The organism is Epilithonimonas tenax DSM 16811, assembly GCF_000428485.1.
GTDB classification, from domain to species: domain Bacteria; phylum Bacteroidota; class Bacteroidia; order Flavobacteriales; family Weeksellaceae; genus Epilithonimonas; species Epilithonimonas tenax.
The window spans coordinates 1-16,134 of record NZ_AUAA01000054.1; the positions used below are offsets into that span (position 1 = coordinate 1).

19 protein-coding genes and 1 tRNA gene are annotated in these 16,134 nt (G+C 35.7%); 11 read left to right on the plus strand and 9 right to left on the minus strand.

Annotated features, from left to right (window positions below):
* Nucleotides 1-279 precede the first annotated feature (279 nt).
* From F564_RS19455 to F564_RS0115870, 6 genes are all read left to right on the plus strand, one after another.
* Nucleotides 280-840: an MBL fold metallo-hydrolase gene (locus F564_RS19455; RefSeq protein WP_076605683.1), complete on the plus strand. Its 561-nt coding sequence runs from the start codon at nucleotides 280-282 to the stop codon at nucleotides 838-840.
* Nucleotides 841-1,010: 170 nt separating this feature from the next.
* Nucleotides 1,011-1,586: a Crp/Fnr family transcriptional regulator gene (locus F564_RS0115850; protein WP_034981828.1), complete on the plus strand. Its 576-nt coding sequence runs from the start codon at nucleotides 1,011-1,013 to the stop codon at nucleotides 1,584-1,586.
* A 76-nt stretch (nucleotides 1,587-1,662) separates the two neighbouring features.
* A complete protein-coding gene (locus F564_RS0115855) occupies nucleotides 1,663-2,271 on the plus strand; it encodes a short chain dehydrogenase (protein WP_028123481.1) in 609 nt (202 codons plus the stop codon).
* A gap of 77 nt (nucleotides 2,272-2,348) precedes the next feature.
* On the plus strand, nucleotides 2,349-3,137 hold the full coding sequence (locus tag F564_RS0115860; RefSeq protein ID WP_028123482.1) for a PhzF family phenazine biosynthesis protein: 789 nt from the start codon (nucleotides 2,349-2,351) through the stop codon (nucleotides 3,135-3,137).
* A 56-nt stretch (nucleotides 3,138-3,193) separates the two neighbouring features.
* A complete protein-coding gene (locus tag F564_RS19460; RefSeq protein ID WP_051259708.1) occupies nucleotides 3,194-3,766 on the plus strand; it encodes a DUF1349 domain-containing protein in 573 nt (190 codons plus the stop codon).
* 71 nt (nucleotides 3,767-3,837) lie between these two features.
* Nucleotides 3,838-4,353: a GNAT family N-acetyltransferase gene (locus F564_RS0115870; RefSeq protein ID WP_028123483.1), complete on the plus strand. Its 516-nt coding sequence runs from the start codon at nucleotides 3,838-3,840 to the stop codon at nucleotides 4,351-4,353.
* 290 nt (nucleotides 4,354-4,643) lie between these two features.
* Here F564_RS0115870 and F564_RS0115875 read toward each other — a convergent pair whose 3' ends face one another.
* Nucleotides 4,644-5,705 carry an NADH:flavin oxidoreductase gene (locus F564_RS0115875; protein WP_028123484.1) on the minus strand — a complete coding sequence of 354 codons (1,062 nt, stop codon included), beginning with the start codon at nucleotides 5,703-5,705 and terminating at the stop codon, nucleotides 4,644-4,646.
* 135 nt (nucleotides 5,706-5,840) lie between these two features.
* Here F564_RS0115875 and F564_RS0115880 point away from each other — a divergent pair, with 135 nt between their 5' ends.
* Entirely contained in the window at nucleotides 5,841-6,182 is a 342-nt protein-coding gene (locus tag F564_RS0115880; RefSeq protein WP_028123485.1) for a winged helix-turn-helix transcriptional regulator, read from the plus strand.
* A gap of 57 nt (nucleotides 6,183-6,239) precedes the next feature.
* Here the strand turns inward: F564_RS0115880 and F564_RS0115885 are convergent, their stop codons facing one another.
* Complete coding sequence (locus tag F564_RS0115885) at nucleotides 6,240-8,672, minus strand: alpha-ketoacid dehydrogenase subunit alpha/beta (protein ID WP_028123486.1); 2,433 nt, start codon at nucleotides 8,670-8,672, stop codon at nucleotides 6,240-6,242.
* A gap of 154 nt (nucleotides 8,673-8,826) precedes the next feature.
* On the opposite strand from F564_RS0115885, the gene F564_RS0115890 reads away from it, so the two are divergent.
* Both F564_RS0115890 and F564_RS0115895 read left to right on the plus strand, forming a co-directional pair.
* A complete protein-coding gene (locus tag F564_RS0115890; RefSeq protein ID WP_028123487.1) occupies nucleotides 8,827-9,120 on the plus strand; it encodes a hypothetical protein in 294 nt (97 codons plus the stop codon).
* Between the two features lie 288 nt (nucleotides 9,121-9,408).
* The gene (locus F564_RS0115895) at nucleotides 9,409-9,867 is read left to right on the plus strand and encodes a hypothetical protein (protein WP_028123488.1); all 459 of its coding nucleotides are present in this window, start codon (nucleotides 9,409-9,411) and stop codon (nucleotides 9,865-9,867) included.
* Between the two features lie 46 nt (nucleotides 9,868-9,913).
* Here the strand turns inward: F564_RS0115895 and F564_RS0115900 are convergent, their stop codons facing one another.
* The 5 genes from F564_RS0115900 to F564_RS0115920 are packed head-to-tail and all read right to left on the minus strand — an operon-like array spanning nucleotide 9,914 to nucleotide 13,357.
* Nucleotides 9,914-10,831 (minus strand): ribonuclease Z, encoded by a 918-nt coding sequence (locus F564_RS0115900; RefSeq protein WP_028123489.1) that lies wholly within the window; start codon nucleotides 10,829-10,831, stop codon nucleotides 9,914-9,916.
* Nucleotides 10,832-10,886: 55 nt separating this feature from the next.
* Nucleotides 10,887-11,471 carry an RdgB/HAM1 family non-canonical purine NTP pyrophosphatase gene (rdgB, locus tag F564_RS0115905; protein ID WP_028123490.1) on the minus strand — a complete coding sequence of 195 codons (585 nt, stop codon included), beginning with the start codon at nucleotides 11,469-11,471 and terminating at the stop codon, nucleotides 10,887-10,889.
* 56 nt (nucleotides 11,472-11,527) lie between these two features.
* On the minus strand, nucleotides 11,528-11,680 hold the full coding sequence (locus F564_RS20695) for a hypothetical protein (RefSeq protein ID WP_154656899.1): 153 nt from the start codon (nucleotides 11,678-11,680) through the stop codon (nucleotides 11,528-11,530).
* A 4-nt stretch (nucleotides 11,681-11,684) separates the two neighbouring features.
* Nucleotides 11,685-12,500 (minus strand): CPBP family intramembrane glutamic endopeptidase, encoded by an 816-nt coding sequence (locus F564_RS0115915; RefSeq protein ID WP_028123491.1) that lies wholly within the window; start codon nucleotides 12,498-12,500, stop codon nucleotides 11,685-11,687.
* Nucleotides 12,500-13,357: an ABC transporter substrate-binding protein gene (locus F564_RS0115920; protein WP_316928807.1), complete on the minus strand. Its 858-nt coding sequence runs from the start codon at nucleotides 13,355-13,357 to the stop codon at nucleotides 12,500-12,502. The genes F564_RS0115915 and F564_RS0115920 overlap by 1 nt, the downstream gene beginning before the upstream one ends.
* 242 nt (nucleotides 13,358-13,599) lie before the next feature.
* Between F564_RS0115920 and F564_RS0115925 the strand changes: the two genes are divergently transcribed.
* Nucleotides 13,600-13,673 (plus strand) — tRNA-Arg (locus F564_RS0115925).
* Here F564_RS0115925 and F564_RS20320 read toward each other — a convergent pair.
* Nucleotides 13,639-15,213: a recombinase family protein gene (locus F564_RS20320; protein WP_076605684.1), complete on the minus strand. Its 1,575-nt coding sequence runs from the start codon at nucleotides 15,211-15,213 to the stop codon at nucleotides 13,639-13,641. The two genes, F564_RS0115925 and F564_RS20320, sit on opposite strands and share 35 nt — an antisense overlap.
* Nucleotides 15,214-15,301: 88 nt before the next feature.
* Complete coding sequence (locus tag F564_RS0115940) at nucleotides 15,302-15,523, minus strand: hypothetical protein (protein ID WP_028123493.1); 222 nt, start codon at nucleotides 15,521-15,523, stop codon at nucleotides 15,302-15,304.
* Between the two features lie 409 nt (nucleotides 15,524-15,932).
* Between F564_RS0115940 and F564_RS0115945 the strand changes: the two genes are divergently transcribed.
* A partial coding sequence (locus F564_RS0115945; protein ID WP_028123494.1) for a transposase occupies nucleotides 15,933-16,134 on the plus strand: 202 nt, incomplete at its 3' end.

The window sequence follows — 16,134 nt, forward strand, 5'->3', positions numbered from 1 at the left end:
AAAATCTGTTTAATTTTTTGCATACGTAGAGGTTTATTTGCCATAATGCTAGCTTTTATTCTTGTGGAATTTAAACTAGCAATTAATTTGTTTACTTGAACCTCAGTGGTGTACTTTGTGTCGGAATGTCACACTTTTTTAATGAGTCATTAAAAAATATAATTCGCGATTTTTTCTTAAATAATGCATTTAAGTGGTGCACTTTGTCTCGGAATAAGTGGTGCACTTTGCCTCGGAATGGTGGTGTAGTTTACAGCGGAATATTCATTAATCACGCATTTGCATCCAGACCATTTGGATAAGGAAGCAGAGCATTATCTTCGCACTAAACAACTTCCTGTTATTTGTAGCATAAAAGACAAAGCCGCCTTAAGAAAAAAAGGTTTAAACGTTAGCCAAACGGTTGAATATTGGAAAGAAAGCCCTTTTTTAGGTGGAAAAATTCAAGGTATTCCAGCGGTTCACGGATACGGATTTGTAGCCAAACCGATGGGAAATGTGATGGGCTTTTACATAGAATTGCAGAATGAAAAATCAATCTATTTAAGTGCAGATACCATTTATACTGATGATGTTCACAAAGTTTTGACACAATTGAAACCTGAAATTTCAGTGGTCGCTTGTGGAACTGCGCAATTAGATATTTTTCAGCCTTTGTTAATGCGAATGGACGACATTTTAAAATTCGTAAAAAACGCACCAAATCAAGTAATCGCAAATCATCTAGAAGCTGTAAATCATTGTCCTACGAAACGACAACAATTAAAAGTAGAAGTTTCAAAAATTGGACTTTCTGACAAGGTTTTTATTCCAAATGATGGAGAAAGTAAAGTCTTTTAATAAACTAAGTACAAATGATTTTATAGAAAAACAGCCAGTAAATTAATGTCATATTTTTTATATCATCAATGATTTGAAAGGGATTTAAAATTCTACACTTGTAATTGCTAACTTTGCAAAGCAGCAAAATATAAATACGAATTATAGAATTAAAGCTTAAAACAAGTACTATGTTAGAGAAAAATCAACTGTTGGAATACTTAAAACAATACAATTTATTTACAGATAGTGAAATAAATGAATTTATAAGTTTAGCGACTATTTCTACGATAAAAAAAGGAGATTTTTTCATTAAACAAGATGAAATCTGTACCACGCTTTCCTTCGTGAATTTTGGTGTTTTTCGTTCATTCTATTATTCTAATAATGATGAAGAAATAACCTATTGCTTTACCTTTCCTAATTCGTTATTAGTGGCTTATTCTTCATTTATTACACAGAATAAATCAGAAGAAAATTTACAAGCTTTAACCGATTCTGAAATAATTTCAATTTCAAAAAAAGAATTAGAAAACCTTGCGGAATCAAACAATAAATGGTTGAATTTTTTAAAAATAATTGCTGAAAAAGAATATGTTGAACTCGAAAAATGGATATTTAATCATCAAAAATCCAACGCCCAAAAACGATATGTAGATTTGATACACAACCATCCACAATTTGTGCAACAAATTCCACTTCACTATATAGCGTCCTATCTTGGAATTACTCAAAGACATTTAAGTAGAATAAGAGCATCAATTTAATTATTAGACAAATGTCCTACGTGAATAGTATGACAGGAGTGTAATTTTGCACTTCAATTTAAAAATAATTAAATATATGAAAACAGTAATTTTAATAGGTGCTAATGGGAAAATGGGAAAAGCAGCACTGACAGGTTTAGGAAAACACAAAGTGATTACAGCAGGTCGCTCTCAAGACGGTTGCGACTTCCAAGTTGACATTACCAGTGAAGAATCTTTGAGAAAATTATTTAAGGAGGTTGGTCACTTTGATGCAGTTGTGAATACAGTTGGCGTATGTGAATATGCAACCTTCGAGGAAATGACTGAAGCGCAATGGATGTCTACAGTAATGAGTAAAATGATGGGGCAAATCAATATTGTTAGAATAGGTCAGGAATACATTGCTGATAAAGGTTCCTTTACGCTTATTACAGGTATACTAAATTTAAAGCCTATTCCTTTTGCTATTGCAGATGCAACTACAAGTGGTGCCATTGATACCTTTGTAAAATGTGTAGCCTTCGAAATGCCAAGAGGTATTCGTGTAAATTCAGTAAATCCAACAGTTTTAGCGGAGGCTTGGGAAGTTTACGGCGATATGATGCCAGGATTTCAACCTGTACCAAGTGCATTGGTTGGTAAAGCGTTTGAACGCTCGGTTGATGGATTTATTACTGGCCAAGTGATCCTTGTGGATGCCTAATTAACTAAAATTACAGCATATAGTCTTTTCAAAATATAAATTGACTATATGCTGTTTATTATAAAATAAAAAGAAAAATGGAATTAAAACTTTACCAAATTGACGCATTTACAGATACCATTTTTGGTGGAAATCCTGCTTGCGTGATACCTCTCGACAATTGGTTATCAGACGACATCTTGTTGAAAATAACTAAAGAAAATGCTGTTGCAGAAACAGCATTTTTTGTGGATAAAGGAGAAAAAATCCATTTGCGATGGTTTACGCCAGAAATTGAAATGGATTTGTGCGGTCACGCCACACTTGCAACAGCACATTGCTTAAAGACAATTTTAGATTACAAAAAAGATGAAATTGTTTTCGAAACATTAAGTGGCGACTTAATTGTTAAAGTTGAAGATGGACTATACAAAATGGACTTCCCATCAAGAATGCCTATTGCAGATACTTTACCCGAGACAATTTCAAAATCTTTAAATATCCAACCTAGGGAAATTTTAAAATCAAGAGACTATGTTTTGGTTTATGAAAACGAAACAGCAATTAGAAATATTAAAATTGACCGACAATTGTTTGACCAAATCAACCTTGATCCAGGCGGAGTAATTGTAACAGCAATTGGAGATAACTGTGATTTTGTTTCTCGTTTTTTCACACCACAAGCATCCATCTTAGAAGATCCTGTAACAGGTTCTGCTCATTGTTCTTTGGTGCCATTTTGGTCAAAAAGACTTAGTAAAAAAGTACTTTATGGGCAACAAGTTTCAGAGCGAATGGGCAAACTATATTGTGAAGACAAAGGTGACCGAGTTATTATTAGCGGAACAGCAAAAACCTATTCTGTTGGGAATTTTTGGATAGAATAGTAAAAAATTATTGCAAAAAGATATAACCATCAAAGAAAAAAAATTAAATAAAATATATGAAAAATACTTTTAACAACAGTTTGAATGCTTGCAAGATAAGTGATGCTGACTCCGGATTTCGTCTTGTAGCAAATGCTAAAACTGATTTCATTTGCAAATACAAAGAAGCTATAATTGATGATGCTTCTTTTTTTTATACCGAAAAAACTGGTGATTTTACCATCAAAGCGGAAGTTGAAACAAAAGGAAACTTTAGCTACGACGCAGCTTTCTTGATGGTGAGAGAAACGGAAACCCGATGGATAAAATTAGCAGTTGAACTAGGCGTTGACACAATGTACAATGTGGTTTCTGTAATCACAGATAATTGGTCGGATGACGCCAATGGTGAATTACTCCCATCCAATAAATGTTGGTTGCGTATAACTCGTAAAGGTGATTTTTGGGGACTTCATTATTCAGTCAATGGTCAACAATGGCGATTTGTTCGTTGTTTTGGATTAGACCTTTCTTCCACTGTAAAAGTTGGATTTGGAATACAAGCACCTTTAGGAGATAAATGCGAAGGAAAATTGGATTTTATTACCATATCCAACGAAAGTGTTAAAAACTTTAGAGATGGTAATTAAAACAGTCACAAAGTAAACATAGGCAATCATCTATTAAATTAGTTTATTTGCCCTAATAATTCAAAATCAAAATGAACTTTCAAATTCAAAATAGCAATAGTAACGACACCGACGAAATTTTCCGTTTATACAAAATCGCTACCGATTTTCAGAAGACAAGATTTACCAGCCATTGGCCAGAATTTGATAGAGAACTTATTGAAACTGAAATTTCAGAAAACAGACAATGGAAAATAATTGCAGACGGTAAAATTGCTTGTGTGTGGGCGATAACTTTTGATGATCCCCAAATTTGGGAAGAGAAAAATGAAGACCCATCAGTTTACATTCACCGTATAGCAACAAATCCTGATTTTCGGGGACAAAATTTAGTGGGTAAAATTGTCGATTGGGCAAAAAATTATGCCATTGAAAATCAAAAACAATTTATTAGAATGGATACAGTCGGCGATAATTCAGGATTAATCAATTATTACACAAAATGTGGCTTTGAGTTTTTGGGTTTACAGAAACTAAAGAATACCGAAGGACTTCCTGCACATTACGACAACGCGACCGTAAGTTTATTTCAAATAAAAGTAGAATAGTCATTTGAATAAAACATTCAAACTTTTTTTGTACAGCCTGCAAAACAATATAGAACTAAGTTCCACAACAAATCGCTAAAAACCAACAGCAATTGCGTGCTTCAGAAGATAAAAGATCCATTTTTAATTTGATAAAAAAACCACTTACAGAACTGGCTGTAAGCGGTTTTGAAAGAAAATCCTATACTGGTCCGCAATTGTAAGTAAAATTCTTTGTTGGCCTTTGCTTTAAATTAAATAAGAGGACTAATAGCAGATCTCTATCATCAATTTAACTACTGAGGAATTTTTTAGTATAAAACACTTAAACTTTCTGCTGAAAAATCCAAAATATCTTCGGTCCTTCCTTCCTTAATCTTTTGCACCCATTGGTAATCACTTAGCAAAGCTCTACCAACAGCCACCAAGTCAAAGTCTTGTCTGTCTAGTCTTTTCAGTAATTCTGAGATATCTGATTTTTCAGCACCTTCTCCTGCAAAAGCGCCCATAAAATCGCTATTGAGTCCAACTGATCCTACTGTGATTGTTGGTTGTCCTGTTATTTTTTTTGCCCAGCCTGCGAAGTTTAAATCAGAACCTTCAAATTCCGGTTCCCAAAAACGGCGCTGTGAGCAATGAAAAATATCAACACCAGCTTCCTTCATCGGCAGCAGCCAATCTTCCATCTCTGCTGGTGTAGTGGCCAGTCTGCTCTTATAATCCTGCTGCTTCCATTGCGAGAGTCGGATAATAATTGTAAAATCCTCTCCTACTGCAGCTCTCATTGCTTTGATAATGTCCACCGCAAAACCGCTTCTTTCTTTCAGTGTTTTACCGCCATACTCATCGCTTCGGGTATTGGTGACTTCCCAGAAAAATTGGTCAATCAGATAACCGTGTGCACCGTGAATTTCCAAACAGTCGAATCCAAGGTCCTTTGCTGATTTGGCAGAAGCCGCGAATTGTGCAATCGTATCCTGGATATCTTCCAACGTCATTGTAGAAGCTTTTTCCATCTCAACCAAAGGGTAATCTGCCACACTTCTAGTGTCGCCAACGTGCCAGATCTGTGGTCCCATTTTTCCACCATTGTGATGAACAGAATCGATGACGTTTTTCCAGCCTTTTAAGGCTTCTGTACCGTAAAAGTCGGGAATATTCTGTAGGTTTTTAGATCCTGGTCTGTTGATGACAGTTCCTTCGGATAAGATCAATCCCACTTCTGATGCGGCTCTTCTGGCATAGTAGTCGGCAATCTGCTGGGTCGGAACGCCATTATCGGACTGCGCTCTTGTCATCGGAGCCATTACGACTCTGTTTTTTAATTGAAAATTTTTATAACTGAAGGGACTAAATAATGCTTCTGTATTCATTTTATTAAACTAATTTAAATTGATATTTTATAATTGTTACACAAAGTAACTAATAATAGTTCGTTTTTGTGCATTTTTCATAAAAAAAACCAGTAACTTTGTTGTAACCAATGATAGTAACTGGGAAGTAACAATATGAGACAACAAAAAATATTACAATGCAACTGTTCGTTGGGCAAGGCGATGGCCGCATTGGGCAGCAAATGGAAGCCCATTATTGTCATGGTGATCAACACTCGAAAACTGCGCTTTGGGGAGATTGCCGCTCGGATTTCTGTCATTTCACGAAAAGTACTGACAGACCAACTGCGGGAAATGGAAAAGGATGGTTTGCTGGTTCGCGAAGAATTCAAAGAACTGCCTCCACGTGTAGAATATGCTTTGACAGAGAAAGGATTGGCTCTTCTTCCGATACTGAATTTATTGGAAGAATGGGAAGCAACATACGACTTTAAAGCACCATTAGAAAAAGCTTAAAATAAAACCCGCTTTCACTGTTTGAAAACGGGTTTGTTTTTTCTCGATATTTCTTGATTAATAAATAGCAGGATATTTCTGAGGATTATTCTCGTTGAATATTTTGTAGATCTTTTCAACCATATCATCAGAAGATGGTTTGCTGAAATAATCGCCATCACTTGCAAAAGCAGGCCTGTGATTCTCTGCAGAAATCGTCAACGGTTCAGAATCCAAATATTTGAAAGTTTTTTGTTTTTCCAAAATCTGCTGAAGAATGAAAGCCGACGTACCGCCTTCAACATCCTCATCAATCACCACCAACCGGTTTGTTTTTTTAACACTTTCGGCAATTTCGTTGGTTAAATCGAATGGAATTAATGACTGAACATCAATCACTTCTGCAGAAATTCCTAGTCTTTCTAATTCATTCGCCGCTTCAGAAACGATTCTCCAAGTCGAGCCATAAGTCACCAAAGTCACATCTTTTCCTTCCTTGGTCACTTCGATTTTTCCGACTGGAATCGTGAATTCTCCTATGTTATCAGGTTGTTTTTCTTTAAGTCTGTAGCCATTCAAACATTCTACAATCACGGCTGGCTCGTCACTTTGAAGCATTGTGTTGTAAAAACCTGCAGCAATTGTCAAACTTCTTGGAACCAAAATATTAATACCTTTTGAAAGATTAAGAATACCAGCCATTGGCGAACCAGAATGCCAAACGCCTTCCAACCTGTGTCCTCTAGTTCTAATGATAACAGGCGCTTTCTGACCTCCTTTGGTTCTGTATTGAACGGTTGCCAAATCATCGCTCATCCCTTGCAAACAGTACAAGATATAATCTAAATATTGGATTTCAGCAATTGGTTTCAACCCACGCATCGCCATTCCGATACCTTGTCCGAGGATGGTTGCTTCACGGATTCCAGTATCAGCGATTCTCACTTCGCCATATTTTTCCTGAAGTCCTTCCAAACCTTGATTGACATCACCGATATTTCCCGTATCTTCTCCAAAAACCAAAGCTTGAGGATATTTTGCAAAAATCTTATCGAAGTTATTTCGCACCACAACTCTACCGTCCACTTCTTCCGAAGCATCAGAATAGATTGGTTTGACTTCTTTGACGTTGGTTGCTTTCCATTCAGATTGAGAATATAAATGAGACGAATAATTGTCTTTCTCGATTTTGAAGATTTCTTCGTATTTCGATTTCAAAGCATTTCTTTCCGATGAGTTTTGAGCTCTTGTAGCTAATAAAGATTGTCTTACCAAATGAAAGATATCCCTTTTACTTTTACTAATTATTTTATTAAAGTTTTCGATTAATTGAGCAACTTCAACATTTTGATTTTTAAGCGATTCTACAAACGGTAAAACATCATTTTTTAAATCTAAAATCGTTTTCTGATAAGATTCCCAAGCTTTTTTCTGACCGTCTTTTACCAATTTTTTAGATTCAGAATCGATGGAATCCAATTCTTCAACCGAAGCCAAATATTCTTCATTTCCTTCAATCTCAATGCTGTAATCCAAAATCCATTCACGGAACTTCAGCATTCCATCAAACTCGGTTTCCCAAGTTAATCTTTCTTGATTTTTATAACGCTCGTGCGAGCCAGATGTTGAATGTCCTTGCGGCTGCGTCACCTCTGTCACGTGAATGACAACCGGCACGCTTTCATATCTTGCAAAATGCTCTGCTTTGGCGTAAGCTTCCATCAAAGCCGGATAATCCCAAGCTTTTACTTTAATAATCTCGCAACCTTGTTTTTCGTCTGCTTTTCTCTGGAAACCGGAAAGCATTTCAGAAATATCCGCTTTTGCTCTTTGGTTTTGAGTCGGAACCGAAATCCCGTAACCATCATCCCAAATCGAAACAATCATAGGAACTTGCAAAGCGCAAGCAGCATTCAAAGTTTCCCAAAAATGACCTTCAGCTGTAGAAGCGTCGCCAATAGTTCCAAAAGCAACTTCGTTTCCATCTTTCGAGAATTTTTCAGAACCTTCAAATTTCACTGATTTATAAACCTTAGAAGCCTGAGCCAATCCCAATAATCTCGGCATTTGTCCTGCTGTTGGTGAAATATCGGATGAAATATTTTTCTGCTCAGTCAGATTTTTCCAGCTTCCGTCTGCGTTCAAACTTCTTGTGGCGTAATGCCCGTTCATTTGTCTTCCGGCAGATGCTGGTTCTCTTTCTACGCTGGTGTCAGCGTATAACTGTGCAAAGAAACTTTCTACAGAAACCGCATCGATTGCTAAGGCGAACGTCTGGTCACGGTAATATCCGGAACGGAAATCGCCGTTTCTGAAAACTTTGGCCATTGCCAACTGTGGCAGCTCTTTTCCATCCCCGAAAATCCCGAATTTTGCTTTACCAGTCAGAACTTCGCGTCTTCCTAAGTAGGACATTTCACGGGAGATTCTACCTAAACGATAGTCTGCCAAAATACTGTTTTTAAAATCCTGAAATGAGATTTGCTGAGTTTCTATATAGGTTGTTTGCATAACTTTGAATTTTGACAAATATAAAATTTTTTACTGAAATTTTTATTGATTTGATATTCAGTAAAAATAAGATAATTTTATAAAGTATAAAAATTCATCAATTATATTTTTTCCACACAATTAATGAATATTTTTGAATCATCAATTTGAACCAATGAAAAAAACTGCGCCACACATTTTGAATGCTTCTACTAATCTTCTGGGATTTTGTTTAGTCATCATCACTTCTCTAAAGATTACGAAGTTCAGTCATCATTCTTATCTTGATGAGTTTACGGTTGGAGCGATTTTCTGTTTAATGGTAAGTTGCACTTTGTCTTTTCTTGCCATTAGAACGAACAAAGAAAAGCTTGCAGATAAATTAGAGAATATGGCTGATATTCTTTTCTTTACGGCTTTGCTTTGTATCTCGCTGGCGGTTTGTATTGTGAGTATTGATGTGGTTTAGTGGGAATTAATTTAACCAAAATTAAAATATGAAAAAAAATATACTAAAATATTATTTTTAATTATTTCAAATTTTCTTCTTTCACAATCGACAAATAAAAAATTAGATTTTTCAAAAGATAGTGATACAATTTATTGGAATAAATACAAACACGGATTAATAATTAGACATCAATTAGAAGACATTCAAAATAGAAATGACGAGCTAATCTTTAGATTTTGGAATTTTGGTAGTTGTATTGAAGTAACTAAAAACGGTACTTTATATAAGGGAAATGTAACTTATTTTGTGGATGAAGTCGATGATTATTCTAAAAGACAATTTAAAAAAGTATTTAATTTAGAGATTGAAAAAGCTAAAGAAATAATAGATTTGATTGGAGCCAGAAAAATAAACGAAACTCCAAGTGATAAATTTATATTAGGTTGGGAACAGGGCTTTGATGGTGTTGAGTATTTATTTGAATATAAAACAAAAAATGAATATTCATTTAAAAATTATTGGACACCAAAATCACAGGACAATTTATTAGAAGCAACAAGAATTCAGGTATTTATCGACGAGCTTTATTTGATATGTGATTCTGAGAATTTACTTAAAAAATTCGAAAAAGAAATTCCATTTAGAAGTTATTCATATAATGGAGCTTCGATTGCAATAAGTAGAGTTATGACAGTTAAAGAATATAAAGAATTTAAAAAGCAAAAGCACAAGAGAAAAAGACAATCAATAAATACTAAGAATTAATCATCTATTTCTCAAATCCATTATAACAAAAATTAGAACTATTGAGCTACCCCACCTTCACCGTCTCCAAAGCCTTAGGCAAAAAACTATTCGGGAAAATCTGTCTTGCTTCATCTGTCATCACACTGAGGTCGCTGTATCGGTTGGAGAAATGTCCTAAAATCAGTTTTCCAACTTGTGCTTTTTTGGCAATTGTTGCGGCTTCCAAAGCTGTGGAATGTCCGGTGTAATCCGCCATTTCTTTTAGATTGTTCAAGAAAGTTGATTCGTGATAGAGGACATCGACTTTTTCTATGATTGGGATGATGTCTTCTTTGTATTTGGTATCGCTGCAAAAAGCATAAGACACAGACGGTTGCGGATCTGTTGTTAATAATGCATTATTGATGACGTTTCCCTCTTCGGAGACAAAGTCTTTTCCCAATCTCAAATTCTGGAAATCGCAGATTTCGATCTCTTTGTATTTGGAGATTTCTTTCATATTCAGATGGCGTTCTTTCGGTTTTTCTTTGAAGAGATAACCGTTGCAATAAATCCTGTGATTGAGCGGAATGGTGAAGACTTCTACCCTTTTGTCTTCGTAGATTTTGACAGATTCTTCGCCTTCCAGTTCGTGGTAGATGACTTCAAAACCTTTGTAGGTTTCTGTGATTTCAAAAATCGTGTCCATCATTTTCTTGATACCTTTGGGACCGTAGATATGTAATGGCGTTTTCCTTCCCAACAGTCGGAAAGAAGCAACCAATCCGGGCAAACCGAAACAATGGTCGCCGTGCAGGTGGGAGATAAATATATGATTGATCTTGGAAAACCGCACTTTTGCACGTCGCATTTGCACTTGCGTTCCTTCGCCACAGTCGATGAGGAAATGACGTTCTTCCATTTCCAAAAACTGAGATGTTGGTGAGGAATTGATCGTCGGGATTGCTGAATTGAATCCTAAAATGGTAAGATATGTACTCAATTTTCTAAGTTGTATTGAACATTAAAAGGGTAAATGTACGAAAACATCATAAAAATCACAAAACACCCCCTTTGGAATTGAGGTAATCTATGAATTTTTTTAAAGCTTCACTTCTGTGGCTTATTTTATTCTTTTCTTCCGGCAGCATTTCTGCAAAGGTCATATTGTGATCATCTGCAATGAAAATAGGGTCGTAACCAAAACCGTCTTCACCAAAAACCTCTTTTGTAATGTTACCGTAAACCCTGCCCTCAAAGTAATGCTCGCCATCCTGATCTTTGAAACAAAGAACGGTGATGAAGTACGCTCTTCTGTTGGGTTGGCCTTTCAGCTCTTCCAGAACTTTTTCTATGTTTTTCTTGAAGTTGTGATTGCCTGCGTAGCGTGCGGAGTAGATGCCAGGTCTGCCATCCAGTGCTTCTACGACCAATCCGCTGTCATCGCCAACGCTGGCTTTTCCGGTTTTCTCATAGCAATATTTGGCTTTGATAAGGGCGTTTTCCTGGAAGGTGCTGCCGTCCTCTATGATCTCTTCGTTCAGGTTGTAATCTGATAAACTTGTAACTATATATTGTGACCCGAGAATCTGCTGGATCTCTTCTTTTTTGTGTAAGTTATGTGTGGCGATTAGGATTTCCATTTTTGTAGAAATTAGATTTTAGAAGTTAGAAATTAGAGTTTTTTTGAATGTTTCAATTATGACAAAATTTGAATTGATGACAAATCGTGAACTTTGCGAAGCGCAGCCCGGCTTGAGCGGAAATCCTTTTTTGCGTCACCTTCGTGTTCTGTTGAACCGGAAATCGTCTGCAAAAAAGATTGGGAGCGGAAGACGGATAAAGCTGCCATAATTTTAGTCTTTGTAAATGATATTTTTGTGGATGGCGAAAAAGTAAAATGGAATTGCAAAAATCACCAAGCCTGCAAGAAGAAGAATTGTTTTGTTGATGTTAAATAATCCGGAAAACGTTTCTGAATCCGAGTACAGCATCATCATTGCTGAGAGTAAGTTATTGAAGGCGTGTAACAATATGGGCATCAACAAAGATTTGGTTTTATGATACACCAAACCTAATACCAAACCGAGCAGACACGCACCTACAAATTGCCAAGGATTGAAGTGAACGGCGCCAAAAATGACGGCAGAAGCGATGATGGCGGTTGCTGGTTTGACTTTGTTATGGATCATTCCTTTCATCAGAATGCCTCGGAAAAGAATCTCTTCCAAAATTGGCGCAAGAACAACGGTCATCAGAATCAGAGAAACGGGACTTGATAGCAACTTGGCGAATTCTTCATTGTACATTTTGTAGACTGGCCCCAGAAATCTGCCTGTGGTGGGAATCAACTGTGATAGATAATCAGCAACCAGCATCATCCCGAACATCATCGGGAATATCAAAAGATAAACGCGAAACGGTTTTGTGGAAAAGTCGAAACTGAGTTTTTGTCCTTCGTTTCTGGCGATGAGAAAATAAAAAAACAAGATAGGCGTGAGAAATGTGAAGATATAAGCCAATATCTGAAACCAGCCTGTTTCCTGGATGTTCCAACTAAATAAAGCCGATAATCCCAATCCAACGGCCTGAGCCAATGCTGCTCCAATGAAAAGCCCTACAACCAGGATAATTCCTGTAAAAAAATCTATTTTATAATTTTGTTCCTGCATTATTTTAGTTCTTTCAAATAGATCAATGATTCTGACTGGAAAGTTACGTCTTCTGGATGAAAAATCTTGAAATAATCTCTCAAAACCACGTCGCATCTTACAACGCCGCTTTCAAAATAGTCATTGGCCTGGTCTTTTTCGCGGTTGTTGATCATATACAACTTCCCGGAATTGAAGACATCCATTTTTGAGTAGTTGGGATTCATCGTCAGGAGTTCTTTTTTGTTTCTGTGTGGGCTGATATTGATCCAGTAATTGGCTTTTTTGGATTTGATGAAAACCTCCTCGAAACTCAGAGGAACAGAGCTAGACTCACTGTTGTCTTTTAATAGGTAGTTTCCGCCGGCGTCCTTGATCATTTTTGCTACGAGCGAATGGCCGCCCGGCAGAAACCATTGGCTTCCGTACATCTCGTTACAAAGAACCAGTGCATTGGATTTTGAATCCTTTGCCAATGCCTGAATTGTCCTGTAATTGGTTTCGATGCGTTGGTATGCTGATTTGGCTTCATTTTCTTTCCCGAATAACTTACCGAAGAGCAAAAGGTATTTTGATTTGTCTAATGGATCCTGCTCCATAAAATCATCGAGGAAGATTATTTCTATCCCATTGTTTTTCAGGACTTCGTACGTGTTTGCAAAGTTGGGAACATAATTGGTAAAGATGACATCCGGTTGATTGGCAAGGATTTTTTCTATGTCATACTTCTGCTCATTACCGATGTTTAGGATCTTGTTTTCATTGATTAACTGATGGATTTTTTCTGAGAAAATATATTCGGGACTGGACACGCCCGTGATACGATTCTCTAAATTAAGTTCAGAAAAAAAGCCAATTAAGCTAGAATTAAGCAACATTGCTTTTTTAAAGGGTAATTTTTTATAAGGAATGACATTTTCAAATTTCCCTAACTTGAGTATTAGATTTCCTGAGTTTTCAGTATAATTAACTCTTGATGAGAGGATTACACTATGGTTTAATTTTGCAGTGTTTTCTTTTTTACAGGAAATTGTAAAAAAAAATAAAATAATGAGTAAAAAAATGCGTTTCATCTTCCAAAGAAAGCAAAAAAGTCCTATATTTGCAAACCTTTAAAAAAGGCCTCGTGGCGCAACTGAATAGCGCATCTGATTACGGCTCAGAAGGTTACTGGTTTGAATCCAGTCGAGGTCACAAGACCGACATTTGAAGTTTTTTCACTTCTTTGTCGGTTTTTTTTATTCCCTAACTCTTTGTTAATCAAGGCGATATTACCAGCAAGACTATTGATTTTTGTGGTTTGAAAATACTCACCGTCGAAAGTTAACTTTTCAGGATATATCAAACCAACAATTGCGCGCTTGTCAATTGTACTTGCGTTATTATATCTTTCAGAGATGTTGACAATGGCATTTAATGCTTGAGTCATCTTCTTCTCAATATCATCAGTATGACCAGAAGTTTTTAATGAATTTAATTTAAAGTTGATATCTTCAATTTCCACTTTATACTTCATTTTAATTCTCTTAAAATCTTCTTCATCCAATTTATCTTCAAGATACATATCTCTTGCTTTGTCAATTCTTCCTTCAATAGCATTAAGTTTATTTTGCAAAACCTTTCTCTCATCATTTAGACCATTTGAAACTATTGAAAAGTTCTGTTCTAAAATTGTTTTCAATATTTTCTCAGCACCGATGCTGAATCTAAATTTTGATAATTCTTCGACAAAAAGATCATTAACTATTTCAGAATTATGCCTGAAACCACAAGAGGTTGTACAATGGTAATAATAGTAATGCTTGCTTCTTCCCTTAGCACTACTGGCAGTAAGAGTTTTATTACATTGTGGGCATAATAGTAATCCCCTCAAAGGATAACGTTCTTCATTTATTATTCTTCCTGCTGGTAAGAAAGCATCCTTATTACTTTTACGATGAAGAACCCTTTGAACTTTCATGAAAAGTTCTTCAGAGATCAGTGCTTCATGTTTTCCTTCAACAATTTTTTCCTCCTCATCGTTATACGCCTTTAGAAATAATTTTCCGCAGTACGCTATATTTCTCAAACCATCCATAAATGAATTTTTCGTCAGCTTTCTGCCTTCTCTCCTGTTCATTTCTTTTAAAATAACTGCTGTAGGTAGATGTCCTTTCGCCACCTGCTTAAAGGCCCATATCATGTTTGTTGCTTCAGGTTCTTTAACAGCTACATACTTACGGCCGTCCTGTGTACATCTGTTAATATAGCCATATGGAGCGATACCCATCATTCTACCCTCTTTAATAGCTCTTCTCATCCCATACGTCACATTCAATGCCCTCCTGTCATTTTCCACCTCAGGCGTTGATAAATATATTGCTAACAAAAGTTTATTTTCGGGTACACGTAAATCTAACGGTTGTTCAATAGCCTGAGGCGTAATACACAATTTATTAAGGTTGGATATCATCTGATAAGCCTCACTGGTATTACGGCTAAATCGATCCCATTTTGTGAAAAATAAGAATTTGTTTTGTCTAGAACCTCTTCCTTTTCTAATACTAAAAAGGTATTTTTTCCATTCAGGCCTCTCAAAAGTTTTGGCAGAATGATCTTCATAAATAATTTTGTCAATCGTTATGTTCAGAGAAGAACAATGTTTGCGTAAACGCTCTTCCTGATCACGTTGTGAATACCCTTTATCTGCTTGTTCGTCAGTTGACACGCGAATATATAAATCAGCAACTTTCATAATTTTTTATTTAAAAGTGGAATAAGAGAATCTTTACAAGAATAGAATAATGTAAGATTTAAATACTTTGTAATCACTAAAGTACGAATTAATCTTCAGGTGATAAAAACTCCTTGATGGTAATTTTAACCAGTGTATGAAAAAATAGTAAAATTTCAGCAGCCTCGTCATCTGAAACGATAGTGCCTGAATCCTTTAGCATTTTTATAGCTACATTTAATGGCAATTCCTGAAATTTCATAACCGACTCCAACTCAAATTTATTTGAGCTTTCAGTAATCGGATATTTTATTATTTCCCTTTTAGCCATTGTTAATCTTTACTACATGAAATCTTTTAAACTCAATTTCAACTTACTATTATCACTGATGATTTATTAGTTTAAGAAATAGAATTGTCGGTAGTTTTATTCAATAAAAATCTATAATATTTTTGAATAAAACTATATGGATTTGGTGCGGGAGGCTATTCAAGAGCAATCTGGATTATTAAAAATAGATAAACACTGATTTTGGGCTAAAATTTATTTTTGGATCTAATAGTGAACGAATTGTGTTGTAACTATGTACTTATTTTAATCTTTTAAAATATTTTTAAAATAGCTGCATCTAAGGTTAGGAGAAGTGTTCTACAAGCTGATATATCATCTTTATCCCAAAAAGTGGATATACTAATTTAACGTCCAGTAAAAGTTAAGCATAAAACCTTAATTTTAAGATATGAAACAAGAACGAAAAATCTATGATCCTGCTTTCAAAACCCAAGCAGTTCAATTGAGCAAAGAGAGAAATAATATATCAGAATTAGCCAGAGAACTCGGTATTAAAGTGACTTTGCTATACAAATGGCGAAAGGAATTTGAGGAGTTTGGAGCCGGAAGCTTCCCCGGAAATGGTAAATTGAAATTGACCGCTGAACAGG